16 protein-coding genes are annotated in these 14,766 nt (G+C 45.2%); 11 read left to right on the forward strand and 5 right to left on the reverse strand.

Annotation, left to right across the window (positions count from 1 at the left end; genetic code table 11):
- Positions 1-551 precede the first annotated feature (551 nt).
- The gene (locus KYK27_RS15060) at positions 552-779 is read left to right on the forward strand and encodes a hypothetical protein (protein ID WP_233150466.1); all 228 of its coding nucleotides are present in this window, start codon (positions 552-554) and stop codon (positions 777-779) included.
- Between the two features lie 187 nt (positions 780-966).
- A complete protein-coding gene (locus KYK27_RS15065) occupies positions 967-2,301 on the forward strand; it encodes a hemolysin family protein (protein WP_199111008.1) in 1,335 nt (444 codons plus the stop codon).
- A 69-nt stretch (positions 2,302-2,370) separates the two neighbouring features.
- Here KYK27_RS15065 and KYK27_RS15070 read toward each other — a convergent pair whose 3' ends face one another.
- The gene (locus KYK27_RS15070) at positions 2,371-2,889 is read right to left on the reverse strand and encodes a gamma carbonic anhydrase family protein (RefSeq protein WP_199111010.1); all 519 of its coding nucleotides are present in this window, start codon (positions 2,887-2,889) and stop codon (positions 2,371-2,373) included.
- A 138-nt stretch (positions 2,890-3,027) separates the two neighbouring features.
- A complete protein-coding gene (locus KYK27_RS15075) occupies positions 3,028-4,011 on the reverse strand; it encodes a radical SAM protein (protein WP_199111011.1) in 984 nt (327 codons plus the stop codon).
- A gap of 142 nt (positions 4,012-4,153) precedes the next feature.
- On the opposite strand from KYK27_RS15075, the gene KYK27_RS15080 reads away from it, so the two are divergent.
- Together KYK27_RS15080 and KYK27_RS15085 are read left to right on the forward strand one after the other, a co-directional pair.
- On the forward strand, positions 4,154-4,573 hold the full coding sequence (locus KYK27_RS15080; RefSeq protein WP_199111013.1) for a RidA family protein: 420 nt from the start codon (positions 4,154-4,156) through the stop codon (positions 4,571-4,573).
- A 273-nt stretch (positions 4,574-4,846) separates the two neighbouring features.
- Positions 4,847-5,002 (forward strand): hypothetical protein, encoded by a 156-nt coding sequence (locus KYK27_RS15085; protein WP_199111015.1) that lies wholly within the window; start codon positions 4,847-4,849, stop codon positions 5,000-5,002.
- Positions 5,003-5,195: 193 nt separating this feature from the next.
- Here the strand turns inward: KYK27_RS15085 and KYK27_RS15090 are convergent, their stop codons facing one another.
- Complete coding sequence (locus tag KYK27_RS15090; RefSeq protein WP_199111016.1) at positions 5,196-6,725, reverse strand: AbgT family transporter; 1,530 nt, start codon at positions 6,723-6,725, stop codon at positions 5,196-5,198.
- A gap of 155 nt (positions 6,726-6,880) precedes the next feature.
- On the opposite strand from KYK27_RS15090, the gene KYK27_RS15095 reads away from it, so the two are divergent.
- The 5 genes from KYK27_RS15095 to KYK27_RS15115 all read left to right on the forward strand — a co-directional run bounded on the left by KYK27_RS15095 (position 6,881) and on the right by KYK27_RS15115 (position 10,835).
- Complete coding sequence (locus KYK27_RS15095; protein ID WP_199111018.1) at positions 6,881-7,777, forward strand: LD-carboxypeptidase; 897 nt, start codon at positions 6,881-6,883, stop codon at positions 7,775-7,777.
- A 121-nt stretch (positions 7,778-7,898) separates the two neighbouring features.
- Entirely contained in the window at positions 7,899-8,666 is a 768-nt protein-coding gene (locus KYK27_RS15100; RefSeq protein ID WP_199111019.1) for a Zn-ribbon-containing protein, read from the forward strand.
- 90 nt (positions 8,667-8,756) lie between these two features.
- A complete protein-coding gene (locus KYK27_RS15105) occupies positions 8,757-9,722 on the forward strand; it encodes a GyrI-like domain-containing protein (RefSeq protein WP_199111021.1) in 966 nt (321 codons plus the stop codon).
- A 146-nt stretch (positions 9,723-9,868) separates the two neighbouring features.
- Positions 9,869-10,408: a GNAT family N-acetyltransferase gene (locus KYK27_RS15110; RefSeq protein WP_199111022.1), complete on the forward strand. Its 540-nt coding sequence runs from the start codon at positions 9,869-9,871 to the stop codon at positions 10,406-10,408.
- 46 nt (positions 10,409-10,454) lie between these two features.
- Complete coding sequence (locus tag KYK27_RS15115) at positions 10,455-10,835, forward strand: hypothetical protein (protein ID WP_199111024.1); 381 nt, start codon at positions 10,455-10,457, stop codon at positions 10,833-10,835.
- A 16-nt stretch (positions 10,836-10,851) separates the two neighbouring features.
- Here the strand turns inward: KYK27_RS15115 and KYK27_RS15120 are convergent, their stop codons facing one another.
- The gene (locus KYK27_RS15120; protein ID WP_199111025.1) at positions 10,852-11,559 is read right to left on the reverse strand and encodes an endonuclease III domain-containing protein; all 708 of its coding nucleotides are present in this window, start codon (positions 11,557-11,559) and stop codon (positions 10,852-10,854) included.
- 220 nt (positions 11,560-11,779) lie between these two features.
- Between KYK27_RS15120 and KYK27_RS15125 the strand changes: the two genes are divergently transcribed.
- Positions 11,780-12,472 carry an MBL fold metallo-hydrolase gene (locus tag KYK27_RS15125; protein WP_199111027.1) on the forward strand — a complete coding sequence of 231 codons (693 nt, stop codon included), beginning with the start codon at positions 11,780-11,782 and terminating at the stop codon, positions 12,470-12,472.
- A 23-nt stretch (positions 12,473-12,495) separates the two neighbouring features.
- Here KYK27_RS15125 and KYK27_RS15130 read toward each other — a convergent pair whose 3' ends face one another.
- On the reverse strand, positions 12,496-13,818 hold the full coding sequence (locus KYK27_RS15130; RefSeq protein WP_199111029.1) for an alkaline phosphatase D family protein: 1,323 nt from the start codon (positions 13,816-13,818) through the stop codon (positions 12,496-12,498).
- Between the two features lie 125 nt (positions 13,819-13,943).
- On the opposite strand from KYK27_RS15130, the gene KYK27_RS15135 reads away from it, so the two are divergent.
- Complete coding sequence (locus KYK27_RS15135) at positions 13,944-14,585, forward strand: DUF2238 domain-containing protein (protein WP_199111030.1); 642 nt, start codon at positions 13,944-13,946, stop codon at positions 14,583-14,585.
- The last annotated feature ends 181 nt before the right edge of the window (positions 14,586-14,766 follow it).

The following is a 14,766-nucleotide window of genomic DNA, read 5'->3' on the forward strand; positions in this document are numbered from 1 at the left end:
GTTTATAGTGAGATGTAAAGCAGCCTGAACAATACATACTACGCTCGTTAAACGACCGAATCCCACCTGCCTTACAGCAGGCATATAAAGCCCCAGATTTTATAGTTTACAGCCATCCAACTATAGCTTTACAGCTCCTACAAATTGTATACATCAAAGCTTTTACCATAAGCACAAGCCAATTGCAATATTCTCATCAAATACAGTTAATGCAACTTTTTATAAAATATTTTAAAATAAATATATAATAATATAACTTTTATTAAATATTATCAGTATATTATACAAGCACATCAAACCAAAGACACTAATTATTAAACTATAACTTTTACCCTTATTTATGGCACGTATACCAATTCAGTGCCGTCGTTTACTCAGTAGCTTGATTTGCCGGTTTGCGGGAAGGAATTTTAAATTAATTTTGAATGTAGAGTAAATAAGAATTAATATAACTCAGCCAACAAAACACAATGAAACAAAGTCTACAGCATACAGAGCAACAACTACTGCAGACAGAATGCGGAAGAGTGTTTGACTACATTTTTAAGGCTATGAAACTTGTCAGAGACGAGAAACATAACTTTCATGTAGTTTATAAAACCATGACGGATGAGTATATATATTCTTTTTGCAATCCCTTCCTCGATACGTTGGCATCAAACACTTACAAACTGATTTCAGAAGATGAAGCAAAGAAGATCTTTCTTCCAAGGTTAACTTCTGCTAATGCCCACGAGTTGTTTACAACCGCCAAGGCATCTTTTGCGCTGCAGGCATAGTTTGATGCCAACGTATATATAACAGAAAGGTGCCTCCCACGGCACCTTTCTGTTTTTATGCCCTATCCGCCTAGTTCTCACCGCTTTTATAGCCGGCAATATTTTCTAAACTATATACATTTGTAGGTTAACATCGTATTTTAGTTAATTTTACAGCTGTAGTAGCTTAAGCTCCCTAATATAAACTATGATATTTAATATTTTCCTGACTATATTCCTGGTACTGCTCAATGGCTTTTTCGTGGCAGCAGAGTTTGCTATTGTAAAAGTCCGGTCGTCGCAGATAGAACTGCGTGCCCAGGCTGGTAACAGAATGGCGAAGCTGGCACAGCACATGATCACGCACCTCGACGCTTACCTGTCGGCCACACAGTTGGGTATTACGCTGGCTTCGCTGGGCTTAGGTTGGATTGGTGAAAGCGTTGTGTCGCAGATCATCATAAACCTAATGGCCGCTTTCGGTTTTGAGCCAAGCCCTGAGGTAGCCCATAGCATTGCCCTGCCAATTGCTTTTGCCCTGATAACTGTACTGCACATTGTGTTTGGTGAACTGGCTCCAAAATCGCTGGCTATACAACGCCCGGAGTCTACCACGCTGGCTATTGCGCTGCCGCTACGGTTTTTCTACATTGTATTCATCCCGTTTATCTGGCTGCTCAACGGCTTCTCAAATTTCATACTCCGGTCTATGGGCATACGCTCGTTGCACGGGTCAGAAGTACACTCCGCCGAAGAGCTGCGCCTGCTTTTTGAGCAGAGCGCTGAAGGGGGTGCCATTCAGGATTCGCAGCACGAACTGATAGAAAATGTGTTCCAGTTTAATGAGCGCATGGTGAAGCAGATATTAGTGCCGCGTACCAAAATGGTGGCCATTGACAGTAGCATCAGTGAGCATGACCTGATGGAGATCATCTTTAACGAAGGATACTCGCGCCTGCCTGTTTACAGCGGCAACATCGATAATATAGTTGGTGTGTTGTATGTTAAAGACCTGTTGAGCATTATCCGCATGGGTGAGCCGGTGGTACTTGAGAAACTGATCAGACCTGCTTACTTCGTACCGGAAACCAAGAAGATCAACCGCCTGCTGAAGCAGTTCCAACGCCGCCATATGCACATAGCTATAGTTACCGATGAGTTTGGTGGCGTATCGGGCATCGTGACCATGGAAGATATTATTGAAGAGCTGGTAGGCGAAATCCAGGATGAGTACGATGAGGAGGTGCCGTTGGTAGAGCTGGTAAGCGACTATGAATATAAAGTAAGCGCTTCGGCCCCTATTTCGGATGCAAACGACTTCTTACCTTACCCCCTGCCTGAAGGCGAAGATTACGAAACCGTTGGCGGACTGGTGAGTGTACTTTACGGCCAGATTCCGGAAGACATCAGCGACACGATAGACTTTAATGAATATGAGATCAGCGTGCTCGAGAAATCAGAACGAAGCCTGATATCGGTGCTGTTCAGAATAAAAGAAGATATGCGCGAAGAGGCAATTATCAAAGACATGCCCGAGCATTAAGATTGAACTATAAAAATAACAGACGCCTGCGTTGCCAACTATAATCCGGCAGCGCAGGTGTTTTTTGTTTTACTCTTTACCGGTAAACCAGCTGCTGTACATTACATAGTTGTTAGCTACTTTGTCAAGGCCGTCAATCTGCGCCTGGCTTAGCTGCTTCACTTTTTTAGCCGGGATACCCGCATAGATCCAACCCGATTCGCACACGGTATTTTCGAGAACTATAGCCCCGGCAGCAATGATACAATTCTTCTGCACTACGGCATTATCCATCACTATAGAACCCATACCGATCAACACGTTATCTTCTACGTTACAACCGTGCACGATGGCATTATGCCCTACCGACACGTTGCTGCCAATCGTTGTAGCGGCCTTCTGGTAGGTGCAGTGTATCACGGCGCCATCCTGTATGTTGGTTTTGTCACCGATCCGTATCGAATTCACGTCTCCCCGAATCACGGCATTAAACCACACCGAGCACTCGTGGCCCATTATCACATCGCCAACTATAGTTGCGTTCTCTGCGACAAACGTATCATCGCCAATCTGTGGCGACAGGCCTTTTACCGGAAGTATTATGGGCATATTTTTTAATTATGAATGAGGAATTATGAATGGGTGGTAAAGTTATAGTTTAATTGTTTAGTGTTGAATTGTTAAATGGTTACCCAAGTAAACATATTGCCAACCGCATCAAAAGTCCAACAATCAACAATTTAACAATTAAGCCTTCAGCAGTCTCTTCCAGGTGCCTTTGCTATAGTTGTATTTCAGGGTACTGGGCAGGGCTTTCCAGAAGTATTTATTTAGGTTTACGGCAAAACTGGGTTGCATGTAGCAGTTAATCGTACAGCCTTCACATGCTGGCAGCCTCCCTTCCAGTTGCTTCAGTTTCTCTACTTCAGGGCTATAGTATAGTTGGTGCAGATTGCCATTGATCGGGTAGGTTTTAGCGCCCAGGTGGTAGCAGGGCAATACCAGTTCGTTTTCAGGGGAGATAACGATAGTGGTAGTGGCAGCTTTACAGACCGGATCGCTGATATGGTTTCCGCCATCTCTGCGGAGCTGAATAAAACCGTCGTTCAGATACACACCTTTCCGTTTGCCAAAAGCCGACAAGTATTCCAGTTCTTCTTCCGTTAAGCGTTCGCCGGTTTCTACCCCATTATATTCAAAGGCCGGGTTCAGGATAAGTACCAGTTTATTTGGCTGCGTTATCGTTCGGTACACTTCCTCCAGCTCGTGTAGGTTGTGCTTAAAAACTGTGAAAAGAATATCCGGCCGTTCGCCCAGCTCCTTCGCCACCTTTACCGATTCCATCACAAAATCATAACAGGCCACTCCCCTGCCTAAATCGTGTTTTTCTTTGTCAGCCGAGTCGAGCGAAAAATGCAGCATGTCCACTTTCCCTTTCAGCCGCTCGGCAAATTTCGGGTAAAGCATGGCATTGGTGGTGAGCGTGGTGATAAAGCCCATGTCGTGTGCCATGCCCAGCATCTCGTCGATCTGCCGGTGCAGCAGTGGTTCGCCACCCGTAAAGTCAATTACCTGTACGCCTAGTTTCTTCAGGTCGCGCAGGTTCTGCTGCACATCATCTATGGTTATGTAAGGCGATGGTTTTTCCCAGATGTCGCAGAACGAGCACTTTGCGTTACAGCGGTAGGTAACGTAATAGTTGCAAAGTACAGGTCTGGTTCTCAGGAGCATTTTTGGTGAATTATGAATTCAAAATTATGAATTAAGAATTAGTATAAAGTACGCAGGGCAGAATGAATTAACTAAGCTATAGTTTTTCTACATTTAGACCGCTGATCTTCCTTAACTTTCTAACATCCAAACTTTCAAACTTATGAAGAGGCAAAACATTTCATCCGGCGCTGTGTGGGAAGATATAATCGGTTATAGTCGTGCTGTGAGGGTAGGCAATGTAATTGAAGTGGCAGGCACTACCGCTACCGATGGCGACCAGGTCATTGGAAAAGGCAATGCGTACGAGCAGACAAAGTTCATTCTTCAGAAGATTGAAAAAGCCCTGGAAGCAGCTGGCGCAACAATGGAAGACGTAGTGCGCACCCGCATGTTTGTGACCGATATCAGTCAATGGGAAGAGATTGGCCGCGCGCATGGCGAAGTGTTCCGAACTATAAAACCGGCCTCAACTATGGTGCAGGTAAGTGCGCTTATAAACCCGGAGCTTCTGGTAGAAATAGAAGTAACAGCTTTACTTTCCGCAGAACACCCGCAAACCGAAGGCTTCTCTCTTAGGTAAAGCAGCTATAGTTTCATAGCCATCAATTAACCCACCCCTACCCCTCCCGGGAGGGGAATCTTGGCTATAGTTATAGTTGGTGGATATAGTTCTATAGCTTCTGCCTTAACACCCCTGTAGTCCCCTCAAGGGGACAATTGCTGCCGATACCAATTTCCAAGCTATAGTCTATAGTTACTTATCACGATCAGGACAGGTTTACCTGTCCCTTCGAAACAATCATCCCGATAAAGCTCGAAGCTGACCGGCTCAAACTATAGACAAACTATAACTATGAGAAAGATTTCAGTCTTTGGGTTGAGCGCCTTTGCTTTGTTGCGGTGCCGTGAGGCAGCCCGAGGCACGAGGGTAGCAGGAAAGCAGCAGCGCGATGCCCGAAGACGGGGCCTCCCGGTCGTGAGGGCACCAAAGCCAACTATAACACTGTAGGTACCTAGAGCTCCCAGGATTGAAGCATATTTGAAAGCAAGGCTTGGTTCAAATAGTAAGTATAGGCAACTATAGGCAAAGCCGTTGGTAAGCTTGTCCCTGTCGCACCAGCAGCGGGGTATACGAAATGACAAAACAAAACCGCCGGAAAGCATGGTGGTTTCCCGGCGGTTTTGTTTTGTCATTTTATTATTTACTTCGGCATATACAACTCGGCTCCCGGGCCAATTGGCAGCCCCAACAATATCCAGATAATGAACATGATGATCCAGCCGATCAGGAAGGTAATGGAGTATGGCAACATGGTGGAGATCACTGTACCGATTCCTGCTTTCTTATCATAGCGCTGTATAAAAGCCACAATTAAGGCGAAGTACGACATCATTGGAGAGATAATGTTGGTAACACTATCGCCGATGCGGTACGCTACCTGCGTAAACTCCGGCGTATAGCCGAGCAGCATGAACATCGGGATGAAAACCGGCGCCATAATAGCCCACTTAGCTGATGCCGAACCCATAACCATATTGATAGAAGCTGCTACCAGGATAAACATGATCATCAGTGGAATACCGCTCAGACCCATTGTTTTAAGCACTTCAGCACCATTAATGGCTAATATAAGCCCCAGGTTTGTCCAGTTAAAGTAGGCCACGAACTGCGCTGCAAAAAACACCAGTACAATATAAGAGCCCAGTGTCTCCATTGACTTGGCCATGCCGCGCATTACATCGCTGTCATTCTTTATAGTTTTAGCACCTATGCCATACGCAATACCAGCCACGCCAGCCAGTATAAAGATAAACGCAACTATACCCGACATGAACGGTGAATGAAGGATCTCACCAGTTTCAGGGTTGCGTAGGTAACCATTTTCCGGAATCAAGCCGCCGAGTATAAAAGCTACCATCAGCAGCACAGCTATGCCAGCGTAAAGTATGCCTCGCTTTTCCTGTGTATTCAGGCGGTCAATACTTTCAGGTTTCTCATCGCCGGTATATTCACCAAGTCTAGGTATAACTACTTTTTCAGTTACCCAGGTACCTAAACCAGCAATCAGGAACGTAGACACGAACATGAAATAATAGTTGGCAGCTGGATTAACCGCATAGTTCGGATCGATGATCCTGGCTGCTTCTGTGGAAAGACCAGCCAGCAACGGATCTATGGTACCGAGTAACAGGTTGGCACTATAACCACCCGATACACCTGCAAATGCCGCAGCCAGACCAGCCAGTGGATGACGGCCAGCCGCCAGGAAAATGATAGCCGCCAGTGGCACCAGCAGCACATATCCAACCTCTGATGCGGTGTTAGACATAACGCCCGCAAATACGATTACAAATGTAAGCAGCCGCTTTGGCGAAGCCAGCACTACTAGGCGCAGTACTGCCCCAATCAGGCCTGTTCCCTCGGCAATACCGATCCCCAGCAACGACACCAGTACCGTACCCAGCGGCGCGAAGCCAGTAAAATTGGTTACCATGCGTGTCAGGATCATGTGCAGCCCTTCGGCAGAGACCAGGTTAACAGGCGCTACCGTTTCGCCGGTACCGGGGTGTACTACGGCCATATCAAAAAGGCTGGCTACCCATGAGAGTATAATTACCAGCAACGCAAAACCTGCAAATAAAGTGGCAGGATGTGGAAGGGCATTTCCGATACGTTCTATCACAGACAGAAACCTGTCGATGCCGGATTTTTTTTCTTGTAGTGCAGGCATAAAATAAGGTGAATGATGTGCGGCCTGCGCAGAAAAAGAAGCTGCTTCCGGCCAGATAGATTTAATTTAGCTCCTGAATTTCCTTAAAAACCCTGACACCTGCAAACTTTCCGGGAAATCCCTAACTTGGCAGCTGCTTATAGTTTACACTTTTTATGATACTACCCCTGCAACCCGGCGACCGCATCGCCATTATTTCTACAGCCCGAAAAATCACCACTCAGGAGCTTGCGCCAGCCATCCGGACATTTGAAAACTGGGGTTTACAGGTGGTTCTGGGCCAAACGATAGATGCTAGCTATAACCAGTTTGCCGGCGACGATGCGCTTCGTTTGCAGGACTTCCAGCAGATGCTCGACGATGAAACTATAAAAGCCATCGTCTGCGCACGCGGCGGTTACGGCACCACCCGCATCATCGACCAGGTAGATTTCTCGAAGTTCCGGAAGCAGCCAAAATGGGTAGTTGGATTCAGCGACGTTACTACCATACACAGCCACATCCATAACCTGGGCATCGAAACTATACACGCCATTATGCCAGTGCTCTTTGGCCGCGAAGAAACGATTGATTCTGTGGAAACCCTGCGTAAAGTGCTCTTTGGCGAAAGCTTAAACTATAGTTCAGCGCCACATGCTTTTAACCGAACCGGCACTGCCCAAGGCCAGTTGGTAGGCGGAAACCTATCCATGCTGCACACGCTTACCGGCACAAAATCCGATATCAGCACCGAAGGTAAGATCCTGTTTCTCGAAGACCTTGACGAATACCTGTACCACATCGACCGCATGCTGGTGCACCTCGACCGCAGCGGCAAACTTCACAACCTGGCCGGGCTTATAGTTGGCGATATGAGCGACATGAAAGACAACACCATTCCCTTTGGCAAAACAGCTTACGAAATTATTTTAGAGCATACCGGCAGGTACAATTACCCTGTCTGCTTCGATTTCCCGGTTGGCCACGAGCCGCTGAATTTAGCCTTGGTGTGCGGAAGAGAAGCTGTGCTGGATGTGAGTGAATCGGGTGCGAAGTTGGAGTATGTTTTATAGTTTGAAAATGCTATATTGAGGTAGAACTATGATGATAAACTATAAAGCCAACTACATACATAGTGCAGATAAGCGTATGTTGTCGTTTATCCGGTAGTTACCTATAAGCAAAAAGTATAAAATGTACGTTCAAGAAGTAGCAATAGACATAAAAACTGAAGCCAATAAGGATGAACTTGTTGACGAGTTCAATTTGCTTATGTCTCACTTCCGCAGTAACGGACAGACTCAAGGTAAAATAGAATCCCAGTTTATCGACCACAACAGGATAGTTTGCTTGCCTTTCTCTCATGAAAAGAATTCTCTGAACAGTGAGTTTCATAACTTTTATGTCAATAGGCAGATTGAGAAGTTAGAAAACATCTGTGGATCAGAACTTCAGGTAAGAACAGTAGGCAAAACCTATGAAAGCTACCAAGGTACTTGTAAGTGTGAAAAGCCGAGGCTTTACATTCTTATCACTAACTACATTACAATTCAATCACCAATAACCTGTGGTACTTGTAACCAAGCAGTTCCATTATACAGACTTCCCAAGTACTCTGACTTTGGGTATATGCCTATCTTGAGTTGGGAGTCGAACTACCAGAGCTGTGATACCTTACAAATGAATTGTGAAGTTGGAGAGCGTTGGGCCTTAAACCAAATGCAGGAATTGAGCTCCCAACTTTCTAAGCAAGGGCTGGAGATTTGTAAAAGAGTAGAAGAGTTAACAGGTATTACAACTTATTATTACCTATTCAACTACAGGAAAATAAAAGGAGACGAATTATCTAAACCATGCCCAAAGTGTGGCAAGCAATGGAATTTAAATAAACCGTTGCATGGGTTCTATGACTTTAAATGTGATACTTGCAAATTAGTGTCAACAGTAACTTCAAACACTTAAAAATACCAGCAGGTAACAAGGTGCAGCATTTATGCTCGGCTCCGCCTCGCCCATCAGCTGCACAAGACGTTAGCTGTTATGGAAAAGTAAATGAATAGCACGATCAGATTGAAAAAAGAACAGTCTTTAAACGAATATTTTTTCAGAATCAACAGAGCCATTGATTATATTAAATCCAATCTCGACGAAGATTTATCACTCGATAAACTGGCAGAGGTTTCGAACTTCTCAAAATTTCACTTCCATCGCATTTTCAAGGCCTTAACAGGCACTACATTAAATAACTTTATCAAAAACGCCCGGGTACAAAGGGCTATGTTTTACCTAATCAATAATCCTTGTACCCCTATTTCAGATATTGCCTATCAAAGCGGCTTTGCTACTGAAACTTCATTCTTTAGGAGTTTTAAAGAAGTGCATGGTATTACTGCTACTGAGTTTAGAGACAGCCACCAAAAAGAAAATAGCAAGAATTGTAAGCAAGACAGCAACATAGGTAGTCTGGAAAAAGAAACACAACAGTACCTTGCCTCCAAAATTTATAACCTAAAAACTATGAGTATGGACAATGGCAAAGCTATTGAAGTAGAAGTGAAAGAATTATCTGAATTACATGTGGTGTATGTAAGGAATCTCAATATCCGCCTGCATGATAGCGAAACATTTGGAAAAATGTTCGACGCACTGATGAGGTGGGCAGCTCCAAGGGGGCTGGTCAATTTCCCTGAAACTAAAGCGTTAACTGTTTATAGAAGTAATCCTAACTTGGAAGGTATGATTCAGGCGGATGTTTGCCTGACAGTGCCGGAAGAGACTGAAGGTGAAGGTTTCATCGGGAGAACGACCCTATCAGGTGGTATGTATGCGGTCGTGCATAAAGAAGCAACGATGGCCGAATGTTTTTCAACATGGGATTATATTTTTGAAGATTGGTTTCCAGCTAATGGGTATCAACCAGATAATAGAAATTTTTACATAAACCACTTGAATGAGGCGGAGAAGCATCCACAAAAGCTGCATATATTTGATATGTGCATACCTGTAAAACCATTATAACCACGACAAGTAACAAGGTATAAAAAGGAGCAGCTGAAACATGTAAAGCTGGCTTTAGTCCTATTTAGACTCAATATTAGGTTTAAAGGGTTTTGCAAATAAAGCTGCCTTTTTTATACAGGACTTAACTCCGCCACAATCTAACTATGCCCAACTATAGATCATTCGAAACAGAGCGTCTCTTGCTTATACCAAGCACCGAAGACGATGCTGCTTTTGTGCTGGAACTGCTGAACACACCCAAATGGCTGCAATATATTGGCGACCGGAAAGTGCATACCCTGGAAGCTGCAAAGGAGTACATCAGGAACAGGATGCTGCCGCAGTATGCAAAGTTAGGCTACGGCAACTATACGGTTACCCGGAAAGATGATGGGGCAAAACTCGGTAATTGTGGCCTTTACGACCGCGAAGGGTTGGAAGGAATAGATATTGGGTTTGCGTTTTTGCCCGAACACGAAGGCAAAGGTTATGCCCGGGAGGCTGCCACAGAAGTTAAGCGCGCTGCCATAGAAGTTTTTGGTCTGAACCGCATCGGTGCCATTACAGTTAAAGAGAATACCTCGTCGCAGAAGCTACTGGAGAAGCTCGGCTTACGATTCCTGAAAACGGTACAGTTGCCCAACAGCGATGAGGAACTGCTATACTATGAACTTATAGTTACACCTGCTCCAGTTATAGTTTAGAATTCCGGAACGTCCTACTACCAAACCATTCAATCTGTAAACCACTATGCTGAAATACTTTTTACTCTGGTTTCCGATGATCGTGCTGGCTGTAATAAACGGAACGGCACGCGACCTTTGGTATAAGAACTATGTGGGCGAATTAGCTGGCCGGCAGATCTCAACTATAACACTCCTTTTGCTTTTTGCAGTTTACATCTGGTTTGTAATTAAAACGTATCCACCAGCTACTTCGGAGCAAGCCCTAACTACAGGAATCCTCTGGCTTGTTTTAACACTTATCTTCGAGTTTGGGATGGGATATATGACAGGGAAAACGTGGGCACAGATGCTGGAAGACTACAACCTTATGCAGGGTCGCATCTGGGTATTGATTCCGATCTGGGTTGGCACTGCACCTTACCTGTTCTATAAGGTCCTGAGATAGAAACTATAGTTTACCGTTACGCTGCTTTGTCAATTCCCTTAAACCGCACATCCTGGTAATAATTGCAGATGTTATGCAGCACGCATTCTTCGCATTTAGGCGCAAAAAATGTACAGACGCGTTGCCCGTGGCGCAGCATGTGCACATGGAAGTTGAATAGCTCTACCGGATCTTCGGGGAGCATGTGCAGCAGCAGGTCATGGGCTTTGTTGGCGGTGACTTTGGCTCCTATCAGCCCCACCCGCTGGCTTATCCGGAACACGTGCGTATCTACGGGCATTACCGGTTTATAAAAGTTAAAAAGCAATAGCAAAGTGGCAGTTTTGGGTCCTACTCCGGGCAGCTTGGTCAGCCAGTCCATCGCTTCATCTACAGGCAGGTCTTCCAGGAAATCGATACTGAACTCGCCGCGTTCTTCTTTTATAATCCGCAGTGTTTGCTGTATCTGCGGAACCTTCTGGCCGGGGTAGCGGGTGGTTTGTATGGCGTCGGCCAGCTCTTCAAAATCAGCGTTCATCACACCTTCCCAGTCCCCGAAACGCTCCAGCATGGTATAAAAAGCCTTTTCCTCGTCTTTGTGGTTGGTGCGGTGCGAGAGCATCGTGGAGATCAGCTCGTGCATGTGGTCGCGGCGCTTCTCCAGTTTCAGGCGCTTGTAGGCCTTGTTCAGGAGCTCGTGTGTGAGCAGTGTTTTTTCTTCCGGCGGTAGTTCGTGTGCGTCCATGAGCAACTATAGTTTTGCACATTTTCTTACGCACTTATAGTTGATCAGTTAATCTCAAATCTGCTTCTTTGCCTTAAAACATTTGCTCATAGCCTGTAACTATAGTTTATAATGCGATCTGCGCCCACACCAGTCTTGAACTTTTAATACAACTATTTGCAGATTTGTACGCTATATGCTTTAGGCATTTTGGCAGGATTGCTTCACGAACAGACTTTGTATGCAGATAAAATTTTTAGGAACCGGCGGCGCATTTGATGTAAATTACCTGAACTCGGCAGCATTGCTTAAGTTCAGAGAGAGGAATATTCTAATCGACTGCGGCTTTACTGTTTTCCCGGCATTAATCCATAAAAATCTGATAAACAGGGTAGAATATATTCTGCTCACACACCTGCACAACGACCATATCGGAAGCCTGCCAACCTTACTGCTTTATAAAAGCATAATAGAGAAAAGCCCGCGCCCTGTTATTATTTACCCCTCCGAGCATCTGAAAAAACAACTGTATGCCATACTGGAGCCGCAGGTAAAAAACCCTGACAAGTACGCTAAGTTTGTGCCACTGGATCAATTTAAAGGCATAACCGCCATCGACACTTTTGGCCAGCACTCCGAAGGCATGCAAACCTATGCATATGTGTTTGATGAGGACGAAGACCGCATTGCTTATTCGGGAGATTTAGGAAAACCAGAAACACTTTTTGAAAGGCTGGATAAACTTCCTCCGCTACGCACCTGCGTGTTTCATGAGCTAACATTTAACGCCGAAAATACTGGGCACACCTACTATAAAAAGCTACTGCCTTACCTTAAAAACTACGATGTATTTGGTTACCACTGCGACCCTACACAAAGCCCATCAGACAACCCGATCCGGCTCGTGTTTTACCAACCAAACCTAATGGCCTAAACTATAGTTAGCTTATAGTTTGGTTACTTCAGTTCAGCTGCTTTTATTTCTTTCTGCCAAATCTCATCGCCTTTCGCGTTGTAGATGGTCACTTTAAAAGCACGGTCTGTTGCCGGCCCCGAAACGCTTACCAATCCAAAATTATGCTCACGCACCAGCGTGCCCGGTACGCGTAAGGTATTCCGCTCATTCTTCGGGTCAGACACACCGGCGGTAAGTGGCGAAATAGTAAAGTCGTAAAGCGGGTAAGTGCCTTCACGTTCCAGTTTGGTTAGCTCCGTAAAGTGGCGGTCGCCATCCATAAATATCACCCCTTTGATTTTGGCTTTCGCGATAGCATCCAGCAGCTTCTGGCGCTCCTGCGGGTGATTGCTATAGTTCTCCTTCTCTTCGGCCGGGTTCAGCACCTGCCCACCTACACAAATCACTTTAAACGTTGCCGAGCTGCTGTGCAATGCATCAATCAGCCAGTTAAGCTGCTCTTCGCCCAGGTAAGCCTTGTCGGTAGTCCGGGAATTCGGGCTTTTAAACCAGCGGTCGTCCGTCAGGAAAAACTGCACATCGTTCCACTGAAAGGTCCCGGTTATACCTTCATTCTCGAAAATATAGTTCGGGTTAGCCCAGAAAGTTTTAAAAGCATCCAGTGTCAGGTTTTTACCCCAGAAGCTGCGGTCAGAATTATTCGGGCCATAGTCGTGGTCGTCCCAGATGGCATAGTTGTGCATGGAGCCCAGCAGTGGCTGCAGCTCAGGTACAGAGCGCGTATGTGTGTAACGGTATTGAATGCCCGTTTTAGTGTTCCAGTCCGGCTCGCGCAGGTAGGTATTATCGCCAATCCAGAGCATAAAGTCCGGCTTCTTCTGGTGTATCGATGTCAGGATCTCGAAACTGGTACTGCCGTATGGTTTTCCGGGACGGTCGTATGGTGTATCGTTCACATAAAAACAGCTGCCCACAGCAAAGGTAAAATCAGGAGCATCTTTGCGGTGTTGCCATAGTTCCTGAGTCTTAAACTCGAGCGGGTAGTTACGTTTTACCTTTTTGTTGTTGATGTATAGTTCGTAACTATAGTTTTTGCCCGGTTCTACTTTATCAGCTACCAGGTGCGTGGCGTTTGCATTGTCAGCTATCGTCTTAACTTCAGATGTGGTGTAAACTTCGCCCGGTTTATCTTTAGCCCAGTACTTTATCTTTACTTTTGCCGGCGCTTTGGTTTGTACCCATAGTTTAACTTCGCGCATATCGGAGTAACCCACCATCGGGCCAGCCTGCAAATATTTTTCCTGGGCTACAGCGGTAAGGCTCCAGCACACAAAGTAAAGCACTGCCAGTAATCGTAATCTCATAGTTCGGACGTTTAGAGCAACTATAGTTTGCCTGTAAGTTAATACCCAAAGATACGCGCCGTGCATCAATTTTGTAAAAACACAGGTATTAGTTTTAAATATAAAGCAGAGTCTTTAATTAAGCGATGACCATAACTACCAGGCAAACTATCGTTCAAAAGCCTTTCCGGAGGCAGCCGCTGCACATGGCATACATAAGTATGTTCCTGCTTTTCTGGCTTTACTCTGCCCTCTCCACTCCTGATCTTACCAACTGGCTTACCGAGAATATTCTTACTTTATCGTTGCTGATTTTCCTGGTGGCTTTCTATAATATTTTCCGGTTTTCAGATACCAGCTATAGTTTGATATTCCTGTTTCTGCTGTTGCACGTATTTGGCAGCCAGTACCAGTACACCGAAAACCCGTTAGGAGAATGGCTTCAGCACCAGTTTAACCAGTCCCGCAACAACTACGACCGCATGGTACACTTTGGATTTGGTTTGCTGCTCACTTACCCCATCCACGAAGTTTTGCTACGCGGTTTTAAACTGAATCGCTTTTTAAGTTACCTGCTACCAATAGAGTTAGTATTATCGTTAGGGGCGTTCTATGAGTTAATCGAGTGGGCTGTTGCTGATTTGCTTTACCACGGCACAGAACAAGGCATGGATTTCCTGGGGATGCAAGGCGATATCTGGGATGCACAGAAAGATATTGGGTTAGGTTTCTTAGGAAGTATTGTTGCGATCAGTGTTACGGTACTGGTTCGTAAGGTTAGAAAATAGATGTTTATCATCTCGAACTATAAAATCATGATTTGCTGACCTGGCAGTGTGCGTAGCTCCTGCTAGTGTCTGGGCTATAGTTCAATTTTGTTATTTCGAACATTCTTGAGACGCGAGTCGAAAAGAGCCAGCGCAGCTGTGAGAAATCTATCTCAGCTTATAGTTGAAGTCTTTTGCAATT

Origin of the sequence: Pontibacter populi, from assembly GCF_019336435.1 — a bacterium.
GTDB classification, from domain to species: domain Bacteria; phylum Bacteroidota; class Bacteroidia; order Cytophagales; family Hymenobacteraceae; genus Pontibacter; species Pontibacter humidus.

Coding starts and splice junctions, on each gene's coding strand:
- KYK27_RS15085 (WP_199111015.1), top strand. CDS start 4,847: ATGAGAAAGATTTCAGTCTTTGGGTTGAGCGCCTTTGCTTTGTTGCGG.
- KYK27_RS15060 (WP_233150466.1), top strand. CDS start 552: ATGAAACTTGTCAGAGACGAGAAACATAACTTTCATGTAGTTTATAAA.
- KYK27_RS15075 (WP_199111011.1), bottom strand. CDS start 4,011: ATGCTCCTGAGAACCAGACCTGTACTTTGCAACTATTACGTTACCTAC.
- KYK27_RS15100 (WP_199111019.1), top strand. CDS start 7,899: ATGTACGTTCAAGAAGTAGCAATAGACATAAAAACTGAAGCCAATAAG.
- KYK27_RS15115 (WP_199111024.1), top strand. CDS start 10,455: ATGCTGAAATACTTTTTACTCTGGTTTCCGATGATCGTGCTGGCTGTA.
- KYK27_RS15135 (WP_199111030.1), top strand. CDS start 13,944: ATGACCATAACTACCAGGCAAACTATCGTTCAAAAGCCTTTCCGGAGG.
- KYK27_RS15130 (WP_199111029.1), bottom strand. CDS start 13,818: ATGAGATTACGATTACTGGCAGTGCTTTACTTTGTGTGCTGGAGCCTT.
- KYK27_RS15095 (WP_199111018.1), top strand. CDS start 6,881: ATGATACTACCCCTGCAACCCGGCGACCGCATCGCCATTATTTCTACA.
- KYK27_RS15080 (WP_199111013.1), top strand. CDS start 4,154: ATGAAGAGGCAAAACATTTCATCCGGCGCTGTGTGGGAAGATATAATC.
- KYK27_RS15120 (WP_199111025.1), bottom strand. CDS start 11,559: ATGGACGCACACGAACTACCGCCGGAAGAAAAAACACTGCTCACACAC.
- KYK27_RS15070 (WP_199111010.1), bottom strand. CDS start 2,889: ATGCCCATAATACTTCCGGTAAAAGGCCTGTCGCCACAGATTGGCGAT.
- KYK27_RS15110 (WP_199111022.1), top strand. CDS start 9,869: ATGCCCAACTATAGATCATTCGAAACAGAGCGTCTCTTGCTTATACCA.
- KYK27_RS15125 (WP_199111027.1), top strand. CDS start 11,780: ATGCAGATAAAATTTTTAGGAACCGGCGGCGCATTTGATGTAAATTAC.
- KYK27_RS15105 (WP_199111021.1), top strand. CDS start 8,757: ATGAATAGCACGATCAGATTGAAAAAAGAACAGTCTTTAAACGAATAT.
- KYK27_RS15090 (WP_199111016.1), bottom strand. CDS start 6,725: ATGCCTGCACTACAAGAAAAAAAATCCGGCATCGACAGGTTTCTGTCT.
- KYK27_RS15065 (WP_199111008.1), top strand. CDS start 967: ATGATATTTAATATTTTCCTGACTATATTCCTGGTACTGCTCAATGGC.